The organism is Synechococcus sp. W60.3, from assembly GCF_047502615.1.
GTDB lineage: Bacteria > Cyanobacteriota > Cyanobacteriia > Thermostichales > Thermostichaceae > Thermostichus.
Genome location: NZ_JANSHJ010000006.1, coordinates 54,105 through 77,550, shown reverse-complemented (window position 1 = coordinate 77,550; position 23,446 = coordinate 54,105). Strand labels below are relative to the sequence as shown.

Sequence of the window (23,446 nt, the reverse complement as noted above, 5' to 3'; positions counted from 1 at the left end):
AGGAGGGGCCATTGCGGTACGGGCTAGTTTAATCTTCTGTCCAAAACCGCTCTGAGAGATACTTATCGGCCCCGTCGCACAAGATGGTCACCACCACGCCGGAGGAGAGCTGACAGGCCACCTGTAGAGCCGCCACCACATTGGCTCCGGCAGAGATGCCCACCAACAAGCCTTCCTCCAAGGCCAAACGCTTGACCATTTTCTGGGCTGCTTCGGTGGAGATCTCGATGTGCTGGTCGGGCAGGGTGGGATCGTAAATCTCGGGCTTGAGAGCAGTGGCCATGTGCTTGAGGCCTTCAAGGCCGTGGAAGGGGGAGTCCGGCTGCATGGCAATGATCTGGATATCGGAGCGGTACTCCCGCAAGCGCCGCCCCACCCCCATGCAGGTGCCGCTGGTGCCTAACCCGGTTACGAAGTGGGTGACCTGTCCCTGGGTTTGCTCCCAGATTTCTACCCCCGTGGTCTCGTAGTGGGCCTGCCAGTTGGCGGGGTTGCTGTACTGGTCGGGATAGAAGTAGAGATCCGGGTTTTCGGCATAGAGGGCGCGGGCTTTCTCGATGGCCCCATCGGAGCCGAGGGCCGGATCCGTGAGCACTACCTCCACCCCGTAGGCGGCGAGGATCTTCTTGCGCTCTGGGCTGGCGTTGGCCGGCAGGGCCAGCTTCACCTTGTACCCCAAAGCTGCCCCGATCCAGGCGTAGGCGATGCCGGTGTTGCCGCTGGTGGCATCCAGGATGATCTTGCCAGGCGTAAGCTTGCCCTCGCGTTCGCCAGCGCGGATCATATTCAGGGCCGGGCGATCCTTGACCGAGCCGCCGGGGTTGTACCACTCTGCTTTGCCATACACTCGCACCGACGGCGGCAGGTCGGCGGTGACCCGCCGCAGGCGAATGAGCGGCGTCCGTCCCACCAGCTCGATGGGGCTATCGACCGCAGGGGGCAAGGGGCGAGAAGAAAACACGGTTGGATACAAGGGGGATCCCTCGCTAGATAAGCACTGGGCTGGACAACCATTGCTCATCTTATCCCGCTGTTTATCGGCTCTTGCCGGCTTTTTCTGGCCCTCTCCGCGCTTCCCCGAAAACCTCTGGCTAGACTCTAAGATGGGGGTAGGGAAGCACGAGTTCTGGACAGCGGCGTGATGCGGAGGGGCATGGCAGAAATCGGCATTGTAACCGCGCAACAATTTGACCGCCGGCGAGGCCAGATCCATGTTTACGACGGCGAGGGCAAGGGCAAGTCGCAGGCGGCGCTAGGGGTTGTGCTGCGTTCCATTGGGCTGGGGATTGAAAACTCGGCCCCCAGCCGGGTGTTGCTGGTGCGGTTTCTCAAGGGGCCGGGCCGCACCTATGCCGAGGATGCCGCGATTGCCGCTCTGCAGCGCGGCTTCCCCCACCTTATCGATCAACTGCGCACGGGGCGAGGGGAGTTCTTCGGCCCCGACGAGATCACTAAGTTTGACCGCCAAGAGGCCCGCCGCGGCTGGGATGTGGCCAAGGGGGCGCTGGCGTCGGGGTTTTACTCGGTGGTGGTGCTGGACGAGCTGAACCCGGTGCTGGATCTGGGCCTGCTGCCTGTGGACGAGGTCGTCAGCACCCTCAAGCAAAAGCCAGAGGAGATGGAGGTCATCATCACCGGACGGGGCGCCCCTAAGGAAATTATCGACCTAGCAGATTTGCACTCGGAAATGCGCAGCGTGCGGCGGGCGGCGGATCCCCAGGACGGCCAGCCCCTCCTCAGCGGCATCGAGATCTATACCGGCAACGGCAAGGGCAAGTCCACCAGCGCTCTGGGCCGGGCTCTGCAGGCCATTGGGCGCGGCATCAGCAAAGATCTCTCCCACCGCGTCCTGATTATGCAGTGGCTAAAGGGGGGAACGGGCTACACAGAAGATGCGGCCATTCGGGCTTTGCGAGAGAGCTATCCCGATCTAGTAGATCACCAGCGCTGCGGCCGCGACGCCATCGTTTGGCGGGGCAAGCAGCAGGAAATCGACTACGTGGAGGCGGAGCGGGGCTGGGAGCTGGCACGGGCGGCCATCGCCTCTGGGCTTTACAAGACCATTATTCTGGACGAGCTCAACCCAACGGTGGATCTGGAGCTATTGGATGTGGAGCCGATTGTTGAGGCTTTGCTGCGCAAGCCACGCGATACGGAGATCATCATCACAGGGCGCTGCCATGCGCCTTTGCCCTACTTTGAGCTGGCCTCTGTCCATTCGGAAATGGTGAGCCACAAGCATTATGCCGAACAGGGGGCCGATCTGCGGCGCGGGGTGGACTATTGAGCAGGGTGGCGATGCTGGATCAACTCCTGCAGCAAAGCGGGTTCCCCGACGCGAGGGCGCTGGCGCAGGTCTTGCTTGGCCTTTTCCAGACGGAGGTGTGGGTGGAGGGCAAGGAGCGGGTTCCCCAGGGCCCCCTGCTGGTGGTGAGCAACCATCGCAGCTTTTTGGATGCGCCGGTGCTGATTGCTGGGCTGGATCGACCGATTCGTTTTGCCTGCCACTACTACCTATCGCAAGTGCCCCTCTTGCGGGAGGTTGCCTTGGCCCTGGGTTGTATCCCCCTCCAGCAGGGATCAGGGCCGCAGCTTGCCTTTTTTCGCCAGGCGCAGGCCACTCTGGCGGCAGGCGGAGGGGTGGGGATCTTCCCGGAAGGGGCGGAGCAGATTACTCGCGAGACCTCGCCCCAAGAGCTGGGCTGGTTTCAGCCGGGCTTTGCCCATCTGGCCTTGGCTGCTGGCGTGGATCCCCTGCCGATCCTGCCGGTGGCCGTGTGGGCGCAGGAAGAGTGGCGGGCGATGGATATTCCCATGGCTTTTTTCCGCTGGTTTGATCCCACGGAGCCCAGGTTTCAGCGGCCGGGGGGGCATCCGGTGGTGATCTACCGTCAGGTGGTGGTTCGAGTGGGATCCCCTCTTTGGGTGAGGGGAGCAAGGCGCTATACCTGCCGCCAGGAGCGGCTGCAGCTCATTCGGGAGTTAACGGCAGCCGCCCGCGAACAGGTGCGCTTGGGGTTGACAAGGAGATGGAAAGATTGAAAAGCAAGCCCACCGCCTCTAGTCCAAGCCGCCAGAAGCGGCCCCTGCTGCTCTATTTGCCGGGTATGGATGGCACGGGCAAACTGTTTTACCGGCAGGCGCAGGCTCTGCAAGCCGAGTTTCGCGTCCGCCCTCTGAGCTTAAACCATCCCGAAGCGGGGCATAGCTGGGAGAGCTTGGCCGATTGGGTGGGATCCCAACTGGAGGAGGGAGCCTACCTGTGTGGCGAGTCCTTCGGAGCTTGCCTAGCCCTGGCTGTGGCTGCCCAGCAGCCGGAGCGCTGTCGCGGCCTGATTCTGGTTAATCCGGCCTCGTCGCTGCGGCGCCGGCCCTGGTGGTGGGCAGGTCATGTTCTCCTGCCTTTTTTGCCGCCGGCGCTCTACCACCAGATGGCGGAGCGGGGGCTGGGATTTTTGGCGGAGCTGGGCCAAATGGAGCCGCCGGATCGGGAGCGGCTGCGCCAGGCCGTGCACAGCGTTTCTCCGGAAGTGGTTGCCCATCGTCTAGCCTTGCTGGGATCGTTTGTCGTGGAGGAGCTGCCCCTGGAGTCGATGACCCTGCCGACGTTGCTGGTGGCGGGGGGGCGGGATCGCCTCCTGCCCTCGGTGCAGGAGGTGCAGCGTCTGGCGGAGCGACTGCCCCAGGCCCAGGTGGAGATCTCGCCTTTGAGCGGCCATGCCTGCCTTCTGGAGCGGCAGATGAACCTGCGGCGCTACTTGCTCAAGCCCGATGGGGTTTTTGCCCCGCTACTGCTTAATTCCGCTCCAGCGCATTGAGCAGGGAGAGGGATCCCCCCAAGTTTTCGATTCGCTCTTGGCAGGAGGGATCTTGTCCTTCTCGATCCAGCCAAAGGGCCCTCAAGCCTGCTGCCTTGGCCCCTTGATAGTCTTCGCGGCGGCTGTCGCCGATGTGCCAGGCAGCGGCGGGCGGGATCCCCTGGGCCGCCAGGGCAGCTTGGAAGATGCGGGGATCGGGCTTGGCATAGCCCACCTGGGTAGAGAGAGTAAGGCTGGAAAAATAGCCCCCTAGCCCCAGCGCCTGCAGCACCCTGGGCAGGCGGCTGTCGAAATTGGAGATCACCCCCAGCCGGATCCCTTCCTGTTGCAGAACCTGCAGAACCGGCAGCGTCTCGGGATAGAGCTCCCAGGGATCCGACGTGGCAAAATACCCGAAAAGGCGGGCAAAAAACGCCTCAAACCGTTCCTCCCCAAAAGCAGCCAGGGATCCCACCCCCGCAAAGGTCTGGCGCACCACCTGGCGCCACCAGGCCCGCTCCCATTCCTGGAGGGCGGATCCCAGAAGACCGGCACAGGCTGGCGGCGGAGCGCTGGCAAAAGCTTGGGCAAAGGCGCGATCCAACCCCTGCGGATCCACCGCCACTCCATACGCTGCTGCCACCTGGCTGTAGGCCTGGCCGACGCTGCCCCGCACCCGAAACAGCGTGCCCACGGCATCGAAGAAGATTACCCTCGGTCTCACTGCTGGCTCTCGTAGCGGGCGTAGGCATCCACAATCCGCTGCACCAGGGGGTGGCGTACCACATCCCGCTGGTCAAAGTAGCAAAAGGCAACCCCCTCTACCCCCGCCAGGATGCGCTCTGCAGCCGCCAGGCCCGACAGGCGATGCTTGCCCAGATCCGTTTGGGTGAGATCCCCGGTAACCACCATGCGGGAGCGGAAGCCCAGCCGCGTGAGGGCCATCTTCATCTGCTCCGGGGTGGTGTTTTGGGCCTCGTCCAAGATGATGAAAGCGTTGCTGAGGGTACGCCCCCGCATGTAGGCCAGCGGCACCACCTCGATGACTCCCTGGGCCATAAGCTGGGGCAGCTTGGCCGGGTCGATAAACTCGAACAGGGCATCGTAGAGAGGCCGCAGATAGGGATCTACCTTTTCCACCAGATCCCCTGGCAAGAAGCCCAGCTTCTCCCCTGCCTCTACCGCTGGTCGCGTCAGGATCAAACGCTCGTACTCGCGGTTTTGCAGGGCTGTGATGGCCACAACGGCAGCCAGATAGGTTTTCCCGGTGCCTGCCGGCCCGATGCCGAAGCAGAGATCGTGGGTGCGAATGGCTTGCACGTACTCCTGTTGGCGGGGTGTCTTGGGCCGGATCAACTCTCCCTTACGGGTGCGGGCCAACACACCTGCTTGCGCTTGCTGATAGGCCGTAGCCTCCTGGCCGGAGAGGGCGCGAAAAGCTTGCTCCGCATCAATCACCGTGACAGGGTGTCCAGTTTGCCAAAGCGGCTTCAGCAATTCTAGCCACTGCCGCACCTGCTGCCGCTGCTGAGGGGTGCCTTTCAGGTACAGGTCTTGTCCGCGCAGCGTTACAGAGGCACCACTGGAGCGACTGATCCACTTCAGGTTGGCCTCCTGAATGCCCGCCAAGGACATGGCCTGCCGAGGGCTTGACAAAGAGATGATCTCCAGATCGGTGGCGGCAGAAGTGTCGTGCATGCCGTGGGCGCCGGGCACCCCGCGAGACTTGCAATGGTGATCTTATCAAAAACGGTTGTCAAAGCGCTCCGGGTTGCGGAAAGCTGCTGCAGAGACCAAACGAGCGCAAGAGTGCTTAACAGGGGCATTGCACAAATTAATGTGTTTTGGAATACGAGGTCCCAGAAGATCTGCGCTGAGTAAGGATCTGGGTTTCGGCCTTGGTTGGCAATCAAGTCTTGGGGAATTAACAGATTCCTATGGTTCCCTAAAAAAGTATTGCAAAGGTCTATTTCTCTGGGAATAGCCGCCATCCATCAAGTAAAGTTGACCTATTACAAAGAGCTTGAGACCTTAATCTCTTGCCCGATCGAGGAAGAGCCTGAGGTTCTCAGCCCCGATGTCACAGTTCATCTGAGATTCTCCATCCAGCAGCAGGGAGAGGAATAGGTTTGTCTTTAAAACCTTTCCCCGGCTCATTTTTGGGATCCCTGTAAGCTCTTTACAGCTTCTCACTTCTGGAGTCATTTTGAAGAAAAGGAGAGATAGATGTTTACTCAATCGGCTACACCCGCTACGTCAGGGCTGCCACAAATGGATTTGACGCAAGTCCCGCCAGAGATTACCTGCGATGGCAGCGACTTAGACTGGAGCCAAGCCGCAGCGATCGAGGGCACCCAACCCCAAGAGGAGAACTTGCAGGGCTGGATCGCCTTTTACGGCCTGCGGGTCAACCAAGAACCGGGCAACATCCTGCACTGGCAGGGGCAGCCGCTGCGGGCCAGCTGCATTCGCTTTTTTGTGAAAAATGTGGCTTGGCGCTATGGCTTTTCTTTCTCCACCAGCATCCGCTCTCCTCTCGGCAAAGGGATCCCCACGCCTTCGGAGTGGCGCTACCCCGGTCTTTGCCGCTACGGCCTGGTGCTGTTCCAGCCCAACGCCCGGTTGGTGGCCCGGCAGGTCTGGGAATCCTCGCCGGAGCAGCCGCAAGAGGTGGATCTGGATCCCAACTTGGATATCGCCTTCAACGTCAATGACGCCAAGGGCAGCTACGGCGACAACAGCGGCAGCTTCGATATCTATGTGCAGGTGGTGAACTGAGCTGCAGCAGGGATCCCGCTCGAGAACAGTTGCCGGGTGGGATCCCATCTTCTACAATAGGTGAACCGGCGGCTGGATCCCAGCTTGCTGAGGTCTCTGCCGCTCTGGAGAGGTGGCTGAGTGGTCGAAAGCGGCTTCCTGCTAAGAAGTTACGGGGCCCAAAAGCTCCGTCGAGGGTTCGAATCCCTCCCTCTCCGTTGTTGTGGCCAGTTCCTAGCCGCCCTTGCCGGTGGTGGAGGGCACCCATGGGTCAGGCGTGGCTGCTGAGTCAGTGGGGGGTGGCGCTCTGGCTCAATCTGGCCTTGGTGGCGCTGGCCCTGCTGAGCCCCCAGAAGGCGCTGACGCGAGCTGGGGTTCTCCACGCGGGCCTGCTGGGCCTGTTGGTGTGGGGGGGCCTGGGAGGGCGGGGTTACCTGGTCGTAGCCGCCTATTTTTTAGTCGGCACCGCCGTAACCAAGCTGGGGATCCGCCGCAAGCAGGCCCAGGGGATCGCCGAAAAGCGAGAGGGGGCGCGAGGGCCGGAAAATGTCTGGGGATCTGCCCTGACGGGAGCTGCCTGTGCGGTGGGATATGCGCTTTTTGCCCATCCCCTCTGGTGGTTGGGGTATAGCGCCAGCTTCGCCGCCAAGTTGGCCGATACCGTCAGCAGCGAGGTGGGAAAAGCCTACGGACGTCAGACCTTTTTGATCACCACCTTGCAGCCGGTGCCAGCAGGCACTGAGGGAGCCGTCAGCCTGGAGGGATCCCTGGCGGGGGTGGCGGCAGCAGGAGGGATGGCCGCCTTGGCCTGGGGCATTGGCGGAGAATGGGTGGGAGGGAATTTCCTATGGTTGGGAATCTGCTGGCTGGCCGGGATCCTGGCCACTTTGGCAGAAAGCTGGATGGGGGTGGTGTTGCAGCCTCGCTTGGCTTGGATGAGCAATGAAGTGGTGAACGGCATTCAAACGACCCTAGCAGCTCTTTTAGCAGTGGGTCTGGGGGCGCTTTTGGGGATCGGATCCTAAAAAGATGCCCAAGCGCTCCGCGCCGCTGCCCTCACCCCCAGCCCTTCTCCCTCTGGGAGAGGGGAGTTAGAGCGTTGCGTAGCAATAACGAGGCAAAGAACCGTTTCGTTGCTGTTTGAAATGACTGTATTTTTGAGATTGAGAATGGCGCCGTTGCCATTGGGAATGGCTATGCAAAGCAAGAAATAAATAAAGAGGGAGAAGCTCTCCCTCTGCGCCGATTGGCTGGGAACTAGACCGATTGCTCTGGACCTCTCCTAGCGCAGGCCGCTGGGCTTGTAAACCAAGAAGCTGAGCACCTGGCACTGCTTAATGTTGTCGAAACCCACCACACGGATGAAGCAATTGGGGTAGGCGCTGCGGCAGGCCTGTACCTCGGTCAGCACCTCCTGGGGAGAAGTGGCGCTGAACAGGGGCAATTTCCACAGCGTCCAGTAGTGGTCGGTGGGCTGCGAAGACTCGTTGAATTCGATGGCAGGAATGTAGCCTTGATCCAAGATGTACTGCACCTGCTTGAGGATCTGCAGATCCGTCATCGGAGGCAAGTAGGAAAAAGTTTCGTAGCGGCGCTCTTTCGGCAAGGTTTGCATGACTGAAGTTACTCCGTTTCAGGTGTAGGGTTCTGAAGAGGGGATCCCGCTTCCGGGTGCGTGGCCAGCGGGGATCCCGCTGCTGAGGTAAGCCGTTCCAGGTGGCTACGGCGGTGTTCCATGTTGGCTTGCTGGATGCCGGTCTTGGCCATCTCCGGCAAGTAGTCCACCACCTCCGCCGCAATGTGCTCGCGAACGGTCATGATGCGATAGGCCAGGTCAGGACACTCTGCCAGCAAAGCCCGCAGGTAGGTTTCCCCCTCCTGAAGGTTTTGCCGAGCCGAGAACTGCTGCAGCCACAGGGCCCTGGGAGGATCCGTCTCGCTCAGTTGGGCCAGCACCGTGCGCATTGCCTGATAGGTCAGGTAGCTGATCAAGGTTTTGGCCGTATCTTTGGCGATCTGTTTCAGATCCATGGCCAGTCCAGGGGTAAGCCGAAGCAGCGGGGCAAGAGAACTCTGGGGATCCCTTGCCCCCGGCAGATCTCTAGAGCGTATCGACGGGCTTGAACTCGAACTTGATCTCCTTCCACAGCTCGCAGGCAGCCGCCAGTTCCGGCGACCACTTGGCCGCTTCGCGGATGATCTCGTTGCCCTCACGGGCCAGATCCCGACCCTCATTGCGGGCCTGGATACAGGCTTCTAGGGCCACCCGGTTGGCAGTGGCGCCTGGCGCGTTCCCCCAGGGGTGTCCCAGGGTTCCGCCACCAAACTGCAGCACCGCGTCGTCGCCGAAGATCTCCACCAGCGCCGGCATGTGCCAGACGTGAATGCCACCGGAGGCCACCGGCATCACCCCAGGCATGGAGGCCCAATCTTGGGTGAAGAAAATGCCGCGGGAGCGGTCGGCCTCCACGTAGTTTTCCCGCATGAGATCCACAAAGCCCATGGTGATGGCGCGGTCGCCCTCCAACTTGCCCACCACCGTACCGGCATGCAGGTGGTCGCCGCCGGACATGCGCAAGCACTTGGCCAGCACCCGGAAGTGGATGCCGTGGTTTTTCTGGCGGTCAATCACGGCATGCATGGCGCGGTGAATGTGCAGCAGGATGCCGTTGTCGCGGCACCACTTGGCCAAGCTGGTGTTGGCGGTAAATCCGGCAGTCAGGTAATCGTGCATGATGATGGGGGCACCGATCTCCTTGGCAAACTCCGCCCGCTTGAACATCTCCTCACAGGTGGGCGCCGTCACGTTCAGGTAGTGCCCCTTGATCTCGCCAGTCTCTGCCTGCGCCTTGTGGACAGCCTCCATCACAAAGAGGTAGCGATCCCGCCAGCGCTGGAAGGGCTGGGAGTTGATGTTTTCGTCGTCTTTGGTGAAGTCCAACCCGCCCCGCAGCGCCTCGTACACGGCCCGTCCGTAGTTTTTGGCGGAAAGGCCCAGCTTGGGCTTGATGGTGCAGCCCAGCAGCGGACGGCCGTACTTGTTCAACTTGTCCCGCTCCACCTGAATGCCGTGGGGAGGGCCCTGGAAGGTCTTCAGGTAGGCCACCGGGATCCGCACATCCTCCAGCCGCAACGCTTTCAAGGCTTTGAAGCCAAAGACGTTGCCTACAATCGAGGTGAGCATGTTGGTGACCGAGCCTTCCTCGAACAGATCCAGCGGGTAGGCGACGAAGCAGAAATATTGATTCTCTTCGCCCGGGACCGGCTCGATGTCGTAGCAGCGGCCCTTGTACCGATCCAAGTCGGTGAGCAGATCCGTCCACACGGTTGTCCAGGTGCCGGTCGAAGATTCAGCCGCCACAGCCGCCCCGGCCTCTTCGGGGGGAACGCCCGGCTGAGGAGTAACCCGGAAACAGGCCAAGACGTCGGTATCCTTGGGCGTGTAATCGGGCGTGTAATACGTGAGTCGGTAATCCTTTACGCCGGCTTGATAGCCCTTTTTGGTTTGGGTTGCTGAGTAGGCCACGTTGATCTCCCTCTAAACGAATCACAAAACCAGAAAATGCCATTCACGGATGCAATCAAGAGGCAAAACTCAGGGCCAAAACCACAGACCACCGAGTTTTCGTGAATGAACTCGCCTCACAACTGTGAGGCCCTACTTGGGCTTCGAGACAGTCTTCATCCAAGCGGATGTAAAGTCCTAAACCCTCCTTTTCAAGCGCTGCCAATCGCTAGCCTCAACCGCCTGGATTTTGGAAATCCAGTGGCGAGATTTCTATACACTGTCTAGGCTAGAACTTTGACAAACACAAGCCTACATTGGTTTAATCCTAAGCTATCATCCGCAAAGACAGGCTGATCGTTACTTTCTTTATGAGTTCGATTAGTTTGATTAAAGTAAGCCCCCTTGGTTGGCGCCGAAAATATAGATTTCTTTGGCTTTCTTAATATCCCTGGGTGGGATCCCTGGAAAAGGCAAAAGCTCCCTTGAGAAGGGAGCTGGGTGGGTTTGTCTGCAGCGGCCAGAGGGGCTAAGAAACGGCGGCCAAGGATGGTTGGGGTCTCCTGGTGATCACCTGGTCGATGAGGCCGTATTCTTTGGCCTGCTCTGGAGTCATAAAGTTGTCGCGGTCGGTATCGCGCTCGATGCGCTCCAGGGGCTGGCCAGTGTGGTAGGCCAGCAGGCTGTTGAGACTGTTTTTGATAAAGAGGATCTCTTTAGCCTGAATCTCGATATCGGTGGCTGGCCCCTGGGCTCCACCGAGGGGTTGGTGAATCATGATGCGGGCGTGGGGAAGGGCAATGCGTTTGCCTTTGGCACCTCCTGCCAGCAAAAAGGCTCCCATGCTGGCGGCCAAGCCAATGCAGATGGTGGAGACATCCGGCTGAATGTGCTGCATGGTGTCGTAGATGGCCATACCGGCATAGACGGAGCCGCCGGGAGAGTTGATGTAGAGGTAAATATCTTTCTCGGGGTCTTCAGATTCCAGGTAGAGCATCTGGGCCACGATCAGGTTGGCAATGTCGTCGTCCACCTGGGTGCCCAAGAAGATGATCCGATCCCGCAATAGACGCGAGTAGATATCAAAGGCGCGCTCGCCGCGTGCAGATTGCTCAATAACGGTGGGAATCATGCCAGTCCAAGCGATGGGTTGTTACTTTTTAGTGTAGTGTAAGCCACTGGACGGCTGCTCCGCCTAGGACGGTTTGCCGCCCTGAGGCTGTGCTGCGTTGCTCGGAGCCAGCAGCCTGTAAAGTTGACAGCTTGAGGCCTAGCATGGATGTGATCCCGGATGAACCCCTCGTGATTGCCGGCTTGCTGGGCCTGGCTCTGCTGGGGATTTTGATCCTGAACTTGGCAGAACGGGACTCGGGAGACGCCGACTAGGAGAGGACATAAGTTTAAGTTGACAAAATTACACCTCTCTCTTTACAATCAGAATCGCGTCATTTCTGGGATGCCCCCATCGTCTAGAGGCCTAGGACACATCCCTTTCACGGATGCGACAGGGGTTCGAATCCCCTTGGGGGTATGAAGGCCGGTGACAAGTGTTGGAGGGGGAAGGTGCTCGGGAGGCGCCTTGAGTCTAGCTTAGCTTCGGCTAGGCCCAAAGGGCCGTAGGCTAGGCTTCTCATCCAACTGCATGGGAATCAACTGCTGGCAGCTAGAGCTTCTGCCGGCGCGGCAGCAGCAACCAGATCGTCTTTGATCAGCTCTGCCAGATCCTGGAGTTGGCGAATGGCTTCTGCCCCTTCTAACTTCATTAGCTCCCGGTCATCCCGCATCTCCGTCCAACTGATGGAGCATTCGGAAACCAAAAAGCGAATCAAGTGCCCCTCCCGTAAGCTGACCATGAAGGAGGCGCTCTCAAATGAGGTGCCGCAGGTGTAGCAAGAAGCCGGGTAGCCCCGCTTCTCCAAAACAATGGCCAGAGCCTGCAAACTCATCACCAGGTCTTGAACGTAGCTGCGGTATTGTTCCGCCAACCGTGCGAACATCACACTCCTCCCATAGCGAGTTGGCCCATCGGGGCGCGTTCTAGTAATTTATGCCTAGTCACTTAGAGTCATATCTAGCATAACGATCGACAAATCCTCAAGAAAGGGATCCGTTTAGCATCTCTCCAGAGACTAAGCAAGACTACTGAAGGCCAAATAGCATGCTAGGCAAAGTCTAAGGCAGGAGGATGTTGTATTTAACACTCCTCTCAGAACAGACATTAAAGTTTACCCTAATTCAAAACTCTTGCCCGCTGGGATCCGATCCCTGCCGAGAACCGGTCAGTTTTCCTTTGGCGGGGCTTGGGCCTTGATCCCGAAGTGCTTTATCGGTGAAGATTTTGCCCACCCTTTGGCCAGGACGATTGTGGCACGTCTAGAAAGGGTTGACCCGTTTGCGAGGTCAAGTGGGCTAGGTCTTACAGACGGATGGAGGTAGGGTAGGTTCCCGAGGAATTGTGGTGGGAAAAGGCTGAGGAATATCACGGATAACTAGAGGGAAACACTCGATGCTGTGGCCTGGGAATTGGGAAGAAGGGAGACTGATTGCTCAAAGAGTCTCAAAGCAGTTGGGGATCGCTGAAGCCTGCTATCGGAGCGGATTTTGAACCCTGAATGGCGATCTTTTCACTGATCTGCTTTGAATCTGCTTCCAGAGCAGGGCGGCAGCTTTTTTAGACAATTGCCGGAAAGCGGCTAAGGCGGACGCAGCAACGGGAGACTGGGGCTGCATCGCTGCTTTATTTTAAGCGGGATCAGGAGCGCCTTGAGCAATTCTTAAGAAATTCTGGAGTAGCCGCACTGCCAGATCGGGACGGGATCCCCAGTGAAGGTGCAGATAGGAGGCGTGCAGGCGCTGGCCGGCCCAGCCTTCCCGGTGGGGCGGGGATCCCCAGCTGTAGATTGGGCTGGGGGAGGTGGGGGTGCTGCGGAAGCGGTGAAATTCGTGCCCGCGTAGGCGATCCCCGGCCTCGACCAGCAGGGTGGGGCGCAAAACAGTGGCCTCGCGGTAGCCCAGACACAGCCGGCTGCCCATGTCCACCGTGATGGGCAGCAGCCCGGCCATGGGGTAGGTCTTTCCCTGCAAATCGGTGAGAGATCGTCCCAGCACCATCAGTCCGCCGCATTCGGCATACAGGGGTGGGTGGGCGGGCGGCGGTGGCTGTCGGGCTATTTTCTCAGAGAGGGTGGCGGCAAACAGTTCTGGGAACCCGCCCCCCAAGAGCAGGCCGTCGCAGGGATCCGGCGGCCACAGCCCCACCTGCAGGGGAGAGTACGCCAGCAGCTCGGCGCCACAGGCCCGCAGCAAGTCCAAGTTGTCGGCGTAGTAGAAGTTAAAGGCGGCGTCTTGGGCCACCCCTACCCGAACCCGTTCACGGTGGCGGGACGGAGTCCTTTCCGCGAGAGAGGGGATCCCTGGCCATAGCTCTCCTGCTGCCGGGGGAAGCGTTCGAATCAGCGGCAGCAGCTTGTCCCAATTCAGGTGCTGCTCGGCCAGGTCGGCCCAGGCCTCCTGCCAGTGGGGGAAGTGATCCAGCTCTGAGACGGGCACCAGCCCCAGGTGGCGGCTGGGCAGGCGCAGATCCTCACGGCGGGGCAATTGGCCCAAAACCGGGATCCCTACCGCTGCCGCCGCTTGCTGTAAAATCTGGCCGTGCCGCTCCGAGGCCACCTGGTTGAAAATGACGCCGGCGATGGCCAGGCCGGGATCGAAGCGGCTCAGGCCGTAGAGCAAAGCGGCCACTGTCATTCCCATGCCGCTGCCGTCGATGACCAGCACCACGGGGATCCCCAGCAGGCGGGCCACATGGGCGCTGCTGGCAAAAAAGGGCTCCGTTCTGCTCGTGGGATCTGGCGGGGATGCGGGCGCCCGCCCATCGAAGAGGCCCATCACCCCCTCTACAATTGCCCCATCTTTGCCCTGGCAGTGGTGGCGAAAGCAGCGCTGCACAAAGTTCTCATCGGTTAAAAAGGGATCCAAGTTACGACAGGGGATCCCGCTCACCGCCGTGTGGAACAGGGGATCGATGTAGTCAGGCCCCACCTTGAAGGGCTGGATGCGCAGGCCCCGCCGCCGCAGGGCGGCCAACAGAGCCAACGTGACGGTGGTCTTGCCGCTGCCGCTTGTGGCTGCCGCCAGCAGAATGGCCATCTTGCCCCACCCAAGGACTAGAACTCGATGCCGATTTGCGCTTTGATCCCTTGGTCGCGAAAGGGATGCTTGATCAAGGTCATCTCGGTAACCAAGTCGGCCCGCTCGATCAGGCCTGCCGGCGCGCCCCGCCCAGTTAGGATCACGTGCACTCGCTCCGGTTTCTCGGCCAGGCCGGCCAACACCTGCTCCAGGGAGAGATACCCCAGCTTGAGGGCAACATTGATCTCATCGAGGAGCACCAGGTGGTACTCGCCGCTGCTGAACAGCTCCCGCCCCTTTTCCCAGGCCGCCTGCGCGTGGGCGATATCCCGCTCCCGATCCTGAGTTTCCCAGGTAAAGCCCTCCCCCATGGCGTAAAAGGCAATTTTCCCCAGCTCCAGCTCGGGATGGGCGGCCAACTTGCGCAACAATTTGGCTTCGCCCGGATCCCAGGCCCCCTTGATAAATTGCACCACCCCCACCGATAACCCTTGGCCGAGGGCACGGAAGAGGGTGCCGAAGGCCGCTGTGCTCTTGCCCTTGCCCTGCCCCGTATAGATGATCACCAAGCCCTTGTCGTCGCGCATGCTCGCCAGGCGCTGCCGCTGGATCTGCTGGCGGCGTTGCATCCTTTGGCGGTGTCGCCGGTTTTGTTCGGCTTCCGGCTCGGGGGCCGAGGTGGGCAGGGATCCGGGCGTTTCCGGCAGGGGAGAGGGGGGCATGGCTATGGAGGGTTGGGAAGCCGCAGGAGGGGTCTGGCAGGCCGAAGTTTTCGCTCAGCAGACTGCTCTTCATCCTAATCTGGCTTTCAGGTTTTCAGGTTTCAGGAGAGTTGGGGCAGATGGGTTAGGATCCCTGTCAAGCCAGAAGTTGGGTTTTGCTGCATACTCATCCCCAATTGGGCTGGGATCATGAAAGAGCCGGCTGCCGCTTTTCGAGATAGCCTGCTGATGTACTCTTTCATCTGGGCTGTGCTGGCGATAGGGTGTTTTCAAGTCTTGCCACGCCTGGAAATTGCCTCTGCTGCCCAGTTGCAGCCGTGGCTGGGGCCCGCCTATCTGGCTGGGCTGGGTGGATCCCTGTTGGCGGCTTTGGGATCGATGTTGGCCGTCTTGGCAGAAACAGCCGCGGGCGCTGCCAGCAAAAGACACCTGCATCGCCTAGCTTGGGCGCTGGGGACGGTCGGTTTTCTCGGCGTCCTCTTTCCCTTGGGCTTGGCCAGCGTCTTTTTTCTCAGGGCCGCCCAGTCCACCGACTGGTGGCAGAAGCTGTTGGACTGAGGCTCACTCAGCAACCATTTTTTTGACAAATGCGTCGAGGTTAGGGGTACGATAAGGACAAGTTCCGTTCTTTATCCAGAGCAGACTGAGGGATCAGGCCCAACGAAGCTGCGGCAACCGGCGGAAGCCTCCGCTACGGTGCCAACTCCTGCGGTTAGTCAGTAACCGAAAGATAAAGGAATAAAGCTTTCTCTAGAGGACAGTCCTCTTGCCAGGGGGACTTTTCTGACGACTTCGCCCTTTAGCGCTTCCCAATAGCTCTGGTTGCAGCAGCGGAGCGAGGCTCTATTGCTTCGGCGGCAAAGTCCTCGGTGCGATACGGCGCTCTTGCTCCTGCGTCGGCCACGGCCTAGGTCTGTTCTTCTGCTCGGCTGAGGTGGAAGGGATCCCTGCTCAGGCCGGCGGATGATGAACGGCAGCAGCAGGCTCTGCTTTCTGGGCAGTTCTTGGTTGTATCTGTTTCGTCTTAAGGAGAGGTTCGTTGTCCAAGTCGTTTTTGTTTTCCTCAGAGTCGGTGACAGAAGGGCACCCCGACAAAATTTGCGACCAGATCTCTGACGCCATCGTGGATGCCCTCTTGACGGCGGATCCCTTAAGTCGAGTGGCGGCAGAGGTGGTGGTGAATACAGGCATGGTGATCCTGACCGGGGAGATCACCTCGCAGGCGCATGTCAACTTCACCCGACTGGTGCGGGACAAGGTGGCCGAAATTGGCTATACCGACGCCAAGAACGGCTTCTCTGCAGAAAGCTGCGCGGTGTTGGTGGCTTTCGATGAACAATCCCCCGACATCGCCCAGGGGGTGAACTTGGCTCTGGAAAGTCGCACATCTCAGGAAGATGAATTCGACTTGATCGGGGCCGGGGATCAGGGCTTGATGTTTGGCTTCGCCTGCGACGAAACCCCCGAGTTGATGCCACTGCCCATCAGCTTGGCCCACCGCCTCAGCCGCCAGTTGGCCGCGGTTCGCAAAAACGGCACCCTGCCCTACCTGCGTCCGGATGGCAAAACGCAGGTGACTGTGGCCTATGAGGAGGGGCGGCCGGTGGGCATTCACACCCTGCTGATCTCTACCCAGCACACGCCGACCATCGGTGCCATTACAGAAGAGGCAGCGGTGCAGGAGCGGATCCGCGCCGATCTCTGGGAGGCGGTGGTGCAGCCGGTGTTTGCCGAGCTGCCCATCAAACCCGATGGCAACACCCGCTTCCTCACCAATCCCACCGGCAAGTTCGTCATTGGCGGACCCCAGGGGGATGCCGGCCTGACCGGACGCAAGATCATCGTCGATACCTACGGCGGCTATTCCCGCCACGGGGGCGGGGCCTTCTCCGGCAAGGATCCCACCAAGGTGGATCGCAGCGCCGCCTATGCCGCCCGCTATGTGGCCAAGAACATCGTGGCCGCCGGCCTGGCGCAAAAATGCGAGGTGCAGGTCAGCTACGCCATTGGGGTGGCTCGTCCCATCAACCTTTTGGTGGAAACTTTTGGCACCGGCCGCATCCCCGATGAAGCTCTGCTGCGGCTGGTGCAGCGCCACTTCGACCTGAGGCCGGCGGCCATTCTGGCGCAGTTCCAACTGCGAGAGTTGCCCCGCCAAAGGGGAGGGCGCTTCTATCAAAACGTGGCGGTCTACGGGCACTTCGGGCAAACCCATCTGGATCTGCCCTGGGAGCGCACGGATAAGGCTGCCCTGCTGCGGGAGGAAGCTTTCGCCGGGGCGACCGCCATCCTAGGCTAGGGGGATCAAGGGGGACAGGCTGGGCTCAATGCCTGCCCTGGTGCAGTTGCTCGACAAGTGGGATAGCTCCGGCAGGATAGGCTGTGCACAGCCAGTTCACTGCCGCCGTGGAGCCTGGCGTCGAGAACTCCCGCTCAGCCCTGATAGGCTATGGCGGGAGCTTGACCTTCAACGCCAGTCTTGACTAGACCTGACACTCCTACCCCCCATCCCGCCAAGCTCTGCTGGGGTGGGAGCAGGCCGGAGTTTGTGATGGCAAGGATCCCTGAGGCAAAATCGCTAACTCACCCAGGCTGCCCTTGGGATGGCTGGTCAGGATCCACAGGGTCGGCAAGCTGCAGCTCCAAAGTTACCAAAAGCTCCGTCCCACCAGCGCGAGCCGCCGAGGAGGTCGGCGGGGCAGGATGAACATGAACGAGCAGGTGGCGCAGCTTGGGCGGGAGATCCTGCAGCTCATCCAACAACAAGTCGAGAGAAATGGCCGATTCTCCGGAGAAGAGGGATCCTCTCCTGAGCGGGGCTGGGAGCGGTGAGGGAGGGCGGGCAAAAGAGCTGGCGGCAGTCGAGACCAAAGACCGGATCAGCTCCTGTTGTTCCCGCCACAGGGATTGGCTGATTTCGGGGGGAAAGGTGAGGTGAGGAGCGCCACGGCGCTGCCAGAGGCGGAGGATCTGTTCCACAGAGGTGGCCTTGTAGCGACCCTGGTAGAGGGCTTCCAGCAGGGCCGCCGGGATCCAAGAGGCTGGGAACTGTTTGCTCCAGCGCTCCACCCAGGCCTGACTGGCTTGCCCCTCTAGCTCAAACCCGTAGCGCTCCAAAAAGGTCGCGGGATCCATCAGGGCCCAAGGACACTCAACCCAAGGCTAACCCAGATCCGGCGAGATAAAAGGGAGATAAAGCCTTATCCCCGGATCCCGCAAGACAGCTCCCGTCAGAGGATGCCGCTGTTGGCCTTCCATGCAGGCTCTGTGAAGAGGCCATGAAGCTGCAGTACGGTGAAGACTCAGTGGTCAACAGGCCCCAGCCCCAGCGCTGCCTCCAGAGCGCGATCGCTGTCGGGAAATTGCGCCAGCAGCCGCCCTAGGAAGGCAGCCTCTCCCGTCAGGCCGTCCAGACTCATGAGCACATCCCCGGCATAGCGGCTCTGCGGGAAGCGGGCCAGCAGCTCATTGCCGGCGTAGATTGCCTGGCGGGCATAGCCGTCCCGCAAGGCTTTGGCTTCCAGAAAGTAGCGATCTCCAGGGTCGCCGGGATCCACGTAGTCGGGCAGCGGCGTGTCAAAGGCGTAGCTGCGGCGGCTTGGGTCGGCGGATCCTCCCCAGCGAGCCAATACGGGGTAGGTGAGCGGAAACCAGCGGTCGCTTGGGCCGGGATCGAACGCTGTCACATCTCCATAGCCGGAGAAAGCGGCGTACCGATAGAGGATCAGATCCCGGTGCATCTGCAGCCGTAGCCGCTGCAGAAGGGCGTAGGCCCCGCCAGGAGGCCGGCGGCGAGGGCCAGCGTTGCCACAGGACGAACGGGGAAGCGGCGGGACGAGGGCGCAGCAGGCGGGGTGTCCGGATTCATAAAAACCCAATCCAAATCCAGGCGGGCGCCCCCACTCTACTCGATTCTTTCCGGGCGCGGATAGAGGGCCTACAGCCATTTCGGGCCAGCCGCTTTCGATCACGGCTGCCGACGTAAACACCACACGGCTCCGGGCACGTCGGTTTCTCCCTCTCGCCGCAGGGTAAAGTTCTGGTGATAGACGGGATCCAGCCCTGCCCGTTCTGCCTGCTGCAGCACGTAGGCGGCGGAGTGGGCAGAGCGCCCCGTGGTGGATCCCAGCTCGTAGCCGGGGGCGGATCCCTGCTCGACGGTGAAGGCCAAAAGCCCGCCGGGATTGAGCACCCGCCCACAGGCCGGCAAGACCTGGGCCAGATCCCCCAGATAGATAAACACATCTGCCGCCAGGAGCAAGTCGTAGCGCTCTGAGGTCTGCTGCAGCAGCTCCAGCAAGTCCCCCTGAATCAGGTGGTCGTAGATGCCCTTTTTCCGGGCAATCTCCACCATGCGGGCGGAGAGATCCACACCCCGCAACTATCCAACGTAGGAGCGCACCTGGGATCCCGCCAGGCCGGTGCCACAGCCCAGATCCAGCGCCCGCTCAAACCAAGGAGACGCTCCCCCTGCGGCAGCCAGGATCCCTTGCCGCACAGCCTGTGGCCCCTGGTAGTTCAGTTTTTCCAGCAAATGCTGCTCAAAGCGGGGCGCATATTCGTCAAATAGACGTCGCACCCACTCCGGAGGAGTCCTGTCGGGCAGGGGCAGCTCCCCCACAATGGCCAGCATGTAGCGGGCATCGCTGTGTTCGGGCTGCAGGGCGAGCGCCCGCCGAAACCAAGAGCTGGCCACCTCCACTTGTCCCTGCTTCCAAAAGCCCATGCCGATCTGCTAAGGAATGTCTGCCTCTTGCTGGGATCCCTGCCAGGCCTGCAAATAATGGGCCAGAGCCGCCTCGTATTCTCCTCGCATCTGCAGCAGGTCGGCCAGCCCCACCCGCGCCATCAGCAGCGCTGGATCCCGGGCCAGGGCTTGCTCGAAGAGCCGTTGCGCCTGCTTTTTCTCGCCCATCTGCCGCAGTACTCCCCCCAGCAGCGCATGAACCTCAGCGGCCAAGCTGGCGGGAGCAGCAGGGGGACAGGCCACGATGGCCTGTTGGTAGTGCAGCATGGCGGCAGGGTAGCGACCGGATCCCTCCTCGATGCGCCCCAAAAGAGCATGGGCTTGCGTCAAGGCAATGGCCTCTTCCAGATCAGACCGGTCGGCAGCGGCGAGGATCTGCTCACAGAGCTGCCGGCAGCCAGCCCATTCCCCCCGCCGGAAGCGGCCTGCCGCCTGTCGGGCCGAGAGGAGCGGCTGTTTTTTCGCCGGTTTTCCAAAGCCCTTAGCCATCTCCCCAGTGTAGGAGAACCTAGCTTTCTCTCACGATATGCCCACGATAGGGGCATTCCAAATTGGCGACAATCTTGAGCACTCCCCAGTTGGGGATCGACACAACAGACAGCTTCGCTATGCTCTGGAACCTGGGTCTGGTTGCGGCTTGGGATGGGTGTAAGGTTGCTCCTCTCAGGCTGTGGCCATGGCCTTCGCGGCCTTTAAAATGAGGTAATCCAACATGCCGGTGTTCTCTTCGCCGCGGTAGTTAAAAGTGGAGCGCACCAGCCACAGCCCCTTCCGAGTTCGGCAACAGAGGTTGAGCAGCGTGCGAGCCAGGATTTGGTGACGTGCCTGTAGGTCTTGGGCTGCATTGAAAACCTCCCCATCCCACTCCGGCGTCAGCACACGGCTGTTGTAAAGCACACGCCAAAGAGAACGGGACCAAAGCGGATTCGTGATGTCGAACCAGAACTGATAATCCGCCTGCAAACCTCGGTTGATATAGGCCACCGGCGTCGCCACCACGAGGTAGCGGGAATAGTCGGGCTCGAAGCGGCTGTTGCTGGGGGTTTGTCCCGAGCGGATCATGGCCAAAAAGGCACGATCCTCTTCCGCAGGAAAGGCCCGGCGAAACCGTTGTGCCGCGTCGATCAGCGCTTGCAGCAGCTCTTGGTCTTGGGGCAAATCCATCCCCTGGGCTAGGTGCTCGGCGAAAAACCGCTGGAAGAAAGCGGCCAGGGAGGGCCCGCCGCGGTAGCTGCGCAGCCAATCCAGCAGCTTCTGGTAGCGCTCCAGGTTGGCAAACCCCACCCGCTCCGGCTGTCGCACGGCGGTCTTGGGCCGCAGGGGACGCCCTACCGGGTCAAGGGTATCTTCGGCCAGCAAAGCCGCCCGGATGGGATCCAGATCCAACACCCTGCCCAGGAGCAGTCGCCAGGCCGGCAAGGTGGGAAAAGCTCCCCACTCGGGATGGGCCACTTCCGCCGCCGTCAGCAAAGCCCGCACCAGTGGGTAGCGGATCAACGCCGGGAAAGGGGCGATCGGCAAGACCTCCGGCAACTGCTCCTGCAAGCTCAAGCTCACCCCCGCATCCATGCGAGGCAGCAGGACGGCGATGCGAGAGGCCGGGATCCCGGCCCGCAAAAGCTGCCGGATCTGGGCAACCATCGCCTCCACCGCCGCGAATTGGGTCTCGCCCTCCAGCACCTGCACCCTTGGCAGCCTCTCTGCCAGAGGCTCCGTCAGGGGATGGTCAAACCGCGGATCCAGCACCCGCGCAATCTGCAGTCCCAGGCGGATCATGCCGGCTGAGCCGCAGTAGCTCCCCTCCAGAAGCTGAACCTGGGTGTTTTCCCTCAGAAAGCGAGCCACGGCCTCTGGGATCCCCGTCAAAGAGACCCCGCCGCCGATGGTATAGCTGAAAAACTGGCTTTGCAGATGGGCTTGCCCTTGCCGGTAAAACTCCAGCGCCACCCCGCAACTGTCCTCCGCCTGATCCACGATCAGGTGATCCCACTCCTGCCAAAACTCCGCCAGCGGCAGGATGTGCTCGCCAAACAGCCGGATTTGCAGGCCGAAGTCCAGGGATCCCAGCCGCAACCCCACCTCCCACAGCCGCTCCACACAACAGCCCATCGCCTGCAAGGCCTCTGCCCGCCCCGGATCCCCCTCCGCCGGCCAGGCCGCCGCCAGCCGGGATCCCACCGCTTCCGCCGCCAAACCCGAAGCCCCCGCAATATAGGCAGCGCTGCTGATCTGATCCCAACTCTGGAACTCCTCCAGCCCAAGATCGGCAAAGACCTCCCCATGCCGCGGACACAAAGCACAGGCTCGCCCACAGAGAAATTGGGCCAGATCCTTGGCCAAGGGAATTGGCTCAAACGAGCGCGGCAACTGGGGAACCCGCTCGCACACCTGCGGCCAGTGATCGGCCAGAGAGCGCCCCACCCGCTGCAAAAACGTCTCGATCCGCCACGGGCCCACCCAGCTCGAGCTGAGCTGCTGTAAGCGCCGCAACACCCCCTCTGCCTGCCGCTGGCTGCGCACCAAAAACAAGATCCGGCCCGGATCGGTTCCCGCCCGCAACAAATCCAGGTAGCGATCTACACAAGCCTGGGTCAGCCCGCTGCCCGCCCACCCCATCACACTCCTAAAAGGAGGTGGCTCTTGCCGTCGATAGCTCTTTTCGCCCACCAGAGCGGCTTTCACAGTCGCTGCCCCCCGACCGAGCCATTTTCTCGGCAAAATCTGGACAAACAGGTCTTCACCTCATTATGATGTACTACTGTTGCCAATTAAGTCCGCCCGCTCTGACGACGGCTCTCGGCAACCTAGCGTACTGCTAAACCAGATACTGCCTCTTTGCAGGTAAGTCTGAGCAGTCTTTGAAAGCAGTTTGGCGTGTGATTTGAGGGTGAATTAAGCAAAGGGAGCAGCGCTGCTGGCGCTGTTTGGCCTGCGGGGATCCAAAGATTCCTTTTCGTTGCTTTTTCGCCTGAGCGGGCAGCCTCAGCTAGTCCTGAGCTTCCTGCTGCCGCGCCGTTGCTGCCTGGATCCGGCTCATTGAGCCAGTTGCAAGCTGACAGAAGCGAGTCGCAGAGGCTCGAGAGGAGGTTCTCGTGGCGCTTGGCATCCTTGGAAGAAAAGTCGGCATGACCCAGATCTTCTCTCCGGAAGGGTTGGCCATTCCGGTCACGGTCGTGCAGGCGGGGCCTTGCACGGTAACCCAGATCAAGACCCAAGCCACAGACGGCTACAACGCCGTGCAGTTGGGCTACTGGCCCACCGCCGAAAAGCACCTCACGCGAGCCCAGCAGGGCCACCTGAGCAAAGCGGGGGTGACGGAGCTGCTGCGCCACCTGCGCGAGTTCCGGGTCGACCAGCCAGAAGCTTACCAGTTGGGGCAAAAGATCACCGTCGAGATCTTCTCTCCGGGCCAGTTGCTGGATGTAGCCGGCACTTCCATCGGGCGGGGGTTTGCCGGCTACCAGAAGCGGCACCACTTTGGTCGCGGCCCCATGTCTCACGGCTCCAAGAACCACCGCCGACCGGGTTCTGTTGGCGCCGGCACAACCCCTGGCCGCGTGTTTCCGGGGCTACGCATGGCGGGCCGGATGGGAGGCTGCCGCGTCACCATTCGCAAACTGCAGTTGGTGCAGGTGGATCCGGAGCGGAACTTGCTGATCATCAAGGGCTCTGTGCCCGGCGTGGAAGGGGGGCTGCTGGAGATTACCCCTGCCAAGCAGGTGGGCAACAAACGCTAGGAAAGGGATCCCTGGCAAAGGCTGACCAGCATCTGCAAAGACGAGGAAAC

General features: G+C 61.0%; 24 protein-coding genes, 2 tRNA genes and 1 riboswitch. Of the genes, 10 read left to right on the top strand and 16 right to left on the bottom strand.

From position 1 onward, the window contains the following. Positions 1–28 precede the first annotated feature (28 nt). A complete protein-coding gene (locus NW846_RS03740) occupies positions 29–973 on the bottom strand; it encodes a PLP-dependent cysteine synthase family protein (RefSeq protein ID WP_228375467.1) in 945 nt (314 codons plus the stop codon). 180 nt (positions 974–1,153) lie between these two features. Here NW846_RS03740 and NW846_RS03735 point away from each other — a divergent pair, with 180 nt between their 5' ends. Genes NW846_RS03735 through NW846_RS03725 form a run of 3 tightly spaced genes read left to right on the top strand, consistent with a single transcriptional unit; the run spans position 1,154 to position 3,818 of the window. Beyond that, positions 1,154–2,287, top strand: a complete 1,134-nt coding sequence (locus tag NW846_RS03735; protein ID WP_011430071.1) for a cob(I)yrinic acid a,c-diamide adenosyltransferase — start codon at positions 1,154–1,156, stop codon at positions 2,285–2,287. Positions 2,288–2,298: 11 nt separating this feature from the next. Beyond that, positions 2,299–3,042, top strand: a complete 744-nt coding sequence (locus tag NW846_RS03730) for a lysophospholipid acyltransferase family protein (RefSeq protein WP_414346787.1) — start codon at positions 2,299–2,301, stop codon at positions 3,040–3,042. Continuing rightward, positions 3,030–3,818, top strand: a complete 789-nt coding sequence (locus tag NW846_RS03725) for an alpha/beta fold hydrolase (RefSeq protein ID WP_414515327.1) — start codon at positions 3,030–3,032, stop codon at positions 3,816–3,818. The genes NW846_RS03730 and NW846_RS03725 overlap by 13 nt, the downstream gene beginning before the upstream one ends. On the opposite strand, the gene NW846_RS03720 is transcribed toward NW846_RS03725, so the two are convergent. Together NW846_RS03720 and NW846_RS03715 are read right to left on the bottom strand one after the other, a co-directional pair. Further along, positions 3,796–4,521 carry an HAD-IA family hydrolase gene (locus NW846_RS03720; protein WP_414346783.1) on the bottom strand — a complete coding sequence of 242 codons (726 nt, stop codon included), beginning with the start codon at positions 4,519–4,521 and terminating at the stop codon, positions 3,796–3,798. The two genes, NW846_RS03725 and NW846_RS03720, sit on opposite strands and share 23 nt — an antisense overlap. Next, positions 4,518–5,495: a PhoH family protein gene (locus tag NW846_RS03715; protein WP_011430067.1), complete on the bottom strand. Its 978-nt coding sequence runs from the start codon at positions 5,493–5,495 to the stop codon at positions 4,518–4,520. Before NW846_RS03715 ends, NW846_RS03720 begins: the two co-directional genes overlap by 4 nt. Before the next feature lie 573 nt (positions 5,496–6,068). Between NW846_RS03715 and NW846_RS03710 the strand changes: the two genes are divergently transcribed. From NW846_RS03710 to NW846_RS03700, 3 genes are all read left to right on the top strand, one after another. After that, a complete protein-coding gene (locus NW846_RS03710; RefSeq protein WP_414346781.1) occupies positions 6,069–6,575 on the top strand; it encodes a hypothetical protein in 507 nt (168 codons plus the stop codon). A gap of 106 nt (positions 6,576–6,681) precedes the next feature. Beyond that, positions 6,682–6,772: transfer RNA gene (locus tag NW846_RS03705), tRNA-Ser, on the top strand. Between the two features lie 48 nt (positions 6,773–6,820). Then, positions 6,821–7,579 carry a DUF92 domain-containing protein gene (locus NW846_RS03700; protein WP_414346779.1) on the top strand — a complete coding sequence of 253 codons (759 nt, stop codon included), beginning with the start codon at positions 6,821–6,823 and terminating at the stop codon, positions 7,577–7,579. Between the two features lie 257 nt (positions 7,580–7,836). Here NW846_RS03700 and NW846_RS03695 read toward each other — a convergent pair whose 3' ends face one another. The 4 genes from NW846_RS03695 to clpP form a co-directional block, all read right to left on the bottom strand. Further along, a complete protein-coding gene (locus tag NW846_RS03695) occupies positions 7,837–8,169 on the bottom strand; it encodes a ribulose bisphosphate carboxylase small subunit (RefSeq protein WP_011430063.1) in 333 nt (110 codons plus the stop codon). A gap of 8 nt (positions 8,170–8,177) precedes the next feature. Next, a complete protein-coding gene (gene rcbX, locus NW846_RS03690; protein WP_414346776.1) occupies positions 8,178–8,585 on the bottom strand; it encodes a RuBisCO chaperone RbcX in 408 nt (135 codons plus the stop codon). A 70-nt stretch (positions 8,586–8,655) separates the two neighbouring features. Further along, a complete protein-coding gene (locus NW846_RS03685; protein WP_011430061.1) occupies positions 8,656–10,080 on the bottom strand; it encodes a form I ribulose bisphosphate carboxylase large subunit in 1,425 nt (474 codons plus the stop codon). 508 nt (positions 10,081–10,588) lie between these two features. Beyond that, on the bottom strand, positions 10,589–11,191 hold the full coding sequence (gene clpP, locus NW846_RS03680) for an ATP-dependent Clp endopeptidase proteolytic subunit ClpP (RefSeq protein WP_011430060.1): 603 nt from the start codon (positions 11,189–11,191) through the stop codon (positions 10,589–10,591). Between the two features lie 326 nt (positions 11,192–11,517). Here clpP and NW846_RS03675 point away from each other — a divergent pair. Next, a tRNA-Glu gene (locus NW846_RS03675) sits at positions 11,518–11,590 on the top strand. Positions 11,591–11,708: 118 nt separating this feature from the next. On the opposite strand, the gene NW846_RS03670 is transcribed toward NW846_RS03675, so the two are convergent. The 3 genes from NW846_RS03670 to cobO form a co-directional block, all read right to left on the bottom strand. Beyond that, entirely contained in the window at positions 11,709–12,056 is a 348-nt protein-coding gene (locus NW846_RS03670) for a DUF1815 family protein (RefSeq protein WP_011430058.1), read from the bottom strand. A 745-nt stretch (positions 12,057–12,801) separates the two neighbouring features. Next, entirely contained in the window at positions 12,802–14,208 is a 1,407-nt protein-coding gene (locus NW846_RS03665) for a cobyrinate a,c-diamide synthase (protein ID WP_414346772.1), read from the bottom strand. Positions 14,209–14,225: 17 nt separating this feature from the next. Beyond that, a complete protein-coding gene (gene cobO / locus NW846_RS03660; protein WP_011430056.1) occupies positions 14,226–14,912 on the bottom strand; it encodes a cob(I)yrinic acid a,c-diamide adenosyltransferase in 687 nt (228 codons plus the stop codon). Positions 14,913–15,101: 189 nt separating this feature from the next. Between cobO and NW846_RS03655 the strand changes: the two genes are divergently transcribed. Both NW846_RS03655 and metK read left to right on the top strand, forming a co-directional pair. Beyond that, entirely contained in the window at positions 15,102–15,470 is a 369-nt protein-coding gene (locus NW846_RS03655; RefSeq protein WP_011430055.1) for a hypothetical protein, read from the top strand. A gap of 68 nt (positions 15,471–15,538) precedes the next feature. Then, positions 15,539–15,649, top strand: a riboswitch (SAM riboswitch). Between the two features lie 302 nt (positions 15,650–15,951). Then, positions 15,952–17,211: a methionine adenosyltransferase gene (gene metK / locus NW846_RS03650; RefSeq protein ID WP_041438239.1), complete on the top strand. Its 1,260-nt coding sequence runs from the start codon at positions 15,952–15,954 to the stop codon at positions 17,209–17,211. A 284-nt stretch (positions 17,212–17,495) separates the two neighbouring features. Here metK and NW846_RS03645 read toward each other — a convergent pair whose 3' ends face one another. From NW846_RS03645 to NW846_RS03620, 6 genes are all read right to left on the bottom strand, one after another. Next, positions 17,496–18,047 (bottom strand): hypothetical protein, encoded by a 552-nt coding sequence (locus NW846_RS03645; protein ID WP_099812198.1) that lies wholly within the window; start codon positions 18,045–18,047, stop codon positions 17,496–17,498. Positions 18,048–18,214: 167 nt separating this feature from the next. Further along, on the bottom strand, positions 18,215–18,790 hold the full coding sequence (locus tag NW846_RS03640; RefSeq protein ID WP_143596960.1) for a tetratricopeptide repeat protein: 576 nt from the start codon (positions 18,788–18,790) through the stop codon (positions 18,215–18,217). An 89-nt stretch (positions 18,791–18,879) separates the two neighbouring features. Next, positions 18,880–19,284, bottom strand: a complete 405-nt coding sequence (locus NW846_RS03635; RefSeq protein WP_414347783.1) for a class I SAM-dependent DNA methyltransferase — start codon at positions 19,282–19,284, stop codon at positions 18,880–18,882. Positions 19,285–19,293: 9 nt separating this feature from the next. Beyond that, the gene (locus NW846_RS03630; protein WP_049749740.1) at positions 19,294–19,638 is read right to left on the bottom strand and encodes a class I SAM-dependent DNA methyltransferase; all 345 of its coding nucleotides are present in this window, start codon (positions 19,636–19,638) and stop codon (positions 19,294–19,296) included. A gap of 9 nt (positions 19,639–19,647) precedes the next feature. Next, positions 19,648–20,148: a tetratricopeptide repeat protein gene (locus NW846_RS03625; RefSeq protein WP_041438233.1), complete on the bottom strand. Its 501-nt coding sequence runs from the start codon at positions 20,146–20,148 to the stop codon at positions 19,648–19,650. 174 nt (positions 20,149–20,322) lie between these two features. Beyond that, positions 20,323–22,341, bottom strand: coding sequence for a hypothetical protein (locus NW846_RS03620; RefSeq protein WP_414515326.1), 2,019 nt, complete (start codon positions 22,339–22,341; stop codon positions 20,323–20,325). A gap of 410 nt (positions 22,342–22,751) precedes the next feature. Here NW846_RS03620 and rplC point away from each other — a divergent pair, with 410 nt between their 5' ends. Beyond that, complete coding sequence (gene rplC / locus NW846_RS03615; RefSeq protein ID WP_414347791.1) at positions 22,752–23,396, top strand: 50S ribosomal protein L3; 645 nt, start codon at positions 22,752–22,754, stop codon at positions 23,394–23,396. Positions 23,397–23,446 lie beyond the last annotated feature (50 nt).

Bases quoted from the DNA above. Each gene is read 5' to 3' on its own strand.
- NW846_RS03735 (WP_011430071.1), top strand. From the start codon at position 1,154: ATGGCAGAAATCGGCATTGTAACCGCGCAACAATTTGACCGCCGGCGA.
- NW846_RS03730 (WP_414346787.1), top strand. From the start codon at position 2,299: ATGCTGGATCAACTCCTGCAGCAAAGCGGGTTCCCCGACGCGAGGGCG.
- NW846_RS03725 (WP_414515327.1), top strand. From the start codon at position 3,030: ATGGAAAGATTGAAAAGCAAGCCCACCGCCTCTAGTCCAAGCCGCCAG.
- NW846_RS03715 (WP_011430067.1), bottom strand. From the start codon at position 5,495: ATGCACGACACTTCTGCCGCCACCGATCTGGAGATCATCTCTTTGTCA.
- NW846_RS03710 (WP_414346781.1), top strand. From the start codon at position 6,069: ATGGATTTGACGCAAGTCCCGCCAGAGATTACCTGCGATGGCAGCGAC.
- NW846_RS03700 (WP_414346779.1), top strand. From the start codon at position 6,821: ATGGGTCAGGCGTGGCTGCTGAGTCAGTGGGGGGTGGCGCTCTGGCTC.
- NW846_RS03695 (WP_011430063.1), bottom strand. From the start codon at position 8,169: ATGCAAACCTTGCCGAAAGAGCGCCGCTACGAAACTTTTTCCTACTTG.
- rcbX (WP_414346776.1), bottom strand. From the start codon at position 8,585: ATGGATCTGAAACAGATCGCCAAAGATACGGCCAAAACCTTGATCAGC.
- clpP (WP_011430060.1), bottom strand. From the start codon at position 11,191: ATGATTCCCACCGTTATTGAGCAATCTGCACGCGGCGAGCGCGCCTTT.
- NW846_RS03670 (WP_011430058.1), bottom strand. From the start codon at position 12,056: ATGTTCGCACGGTTGGCGGAACAATACCGCAGCTACGTTCAAGACCTG.
- NW846_RS03665 (WP_414346772.1), bottom strand. From the start codon at position 14,208: ATGGCCATTCTGCTGGCGGCAGCCACAAGCGGCAGCGGCAAGACCACC.
- cobO (WP_011430056.1), bottom strand. From the start codon at position 14,912: ATGCCCCCCTCTCCCCTGCCGGAAACGCCCGGATCCCTGCCCACCTCG.
- NW846_RS03655 (WP_011430055.1), top strand. From the start codon at position 15,102: ATGAAAGAGCCGGCTGCCGCTTTTCGAGATAGCCTGCTGATGTACTCT.
- NW846_RS03645 (WP_099812198.1), bottom strand. From the start codon at position 18,047: ATGGATCCCGCGACCTTTTTGGAGCGCTACGGGTTTGAGCTAGAGGGG.
- NW846_RS03630 (WP_049749740.1), bottom strand. From the start codon at position 19,638: ATGGGCTTTTGGAAGCAGGGACAAGTGGAGGTGGCCAGCTCTTGGTTT.
- NW846_RS03625 (WP_041438233.1), bottom strand. From the start codon at position 20,148: ATGGCTAAGGGCTTTGGAAAACCGGCGAAAAAACAGCCGCTCCTCTCG.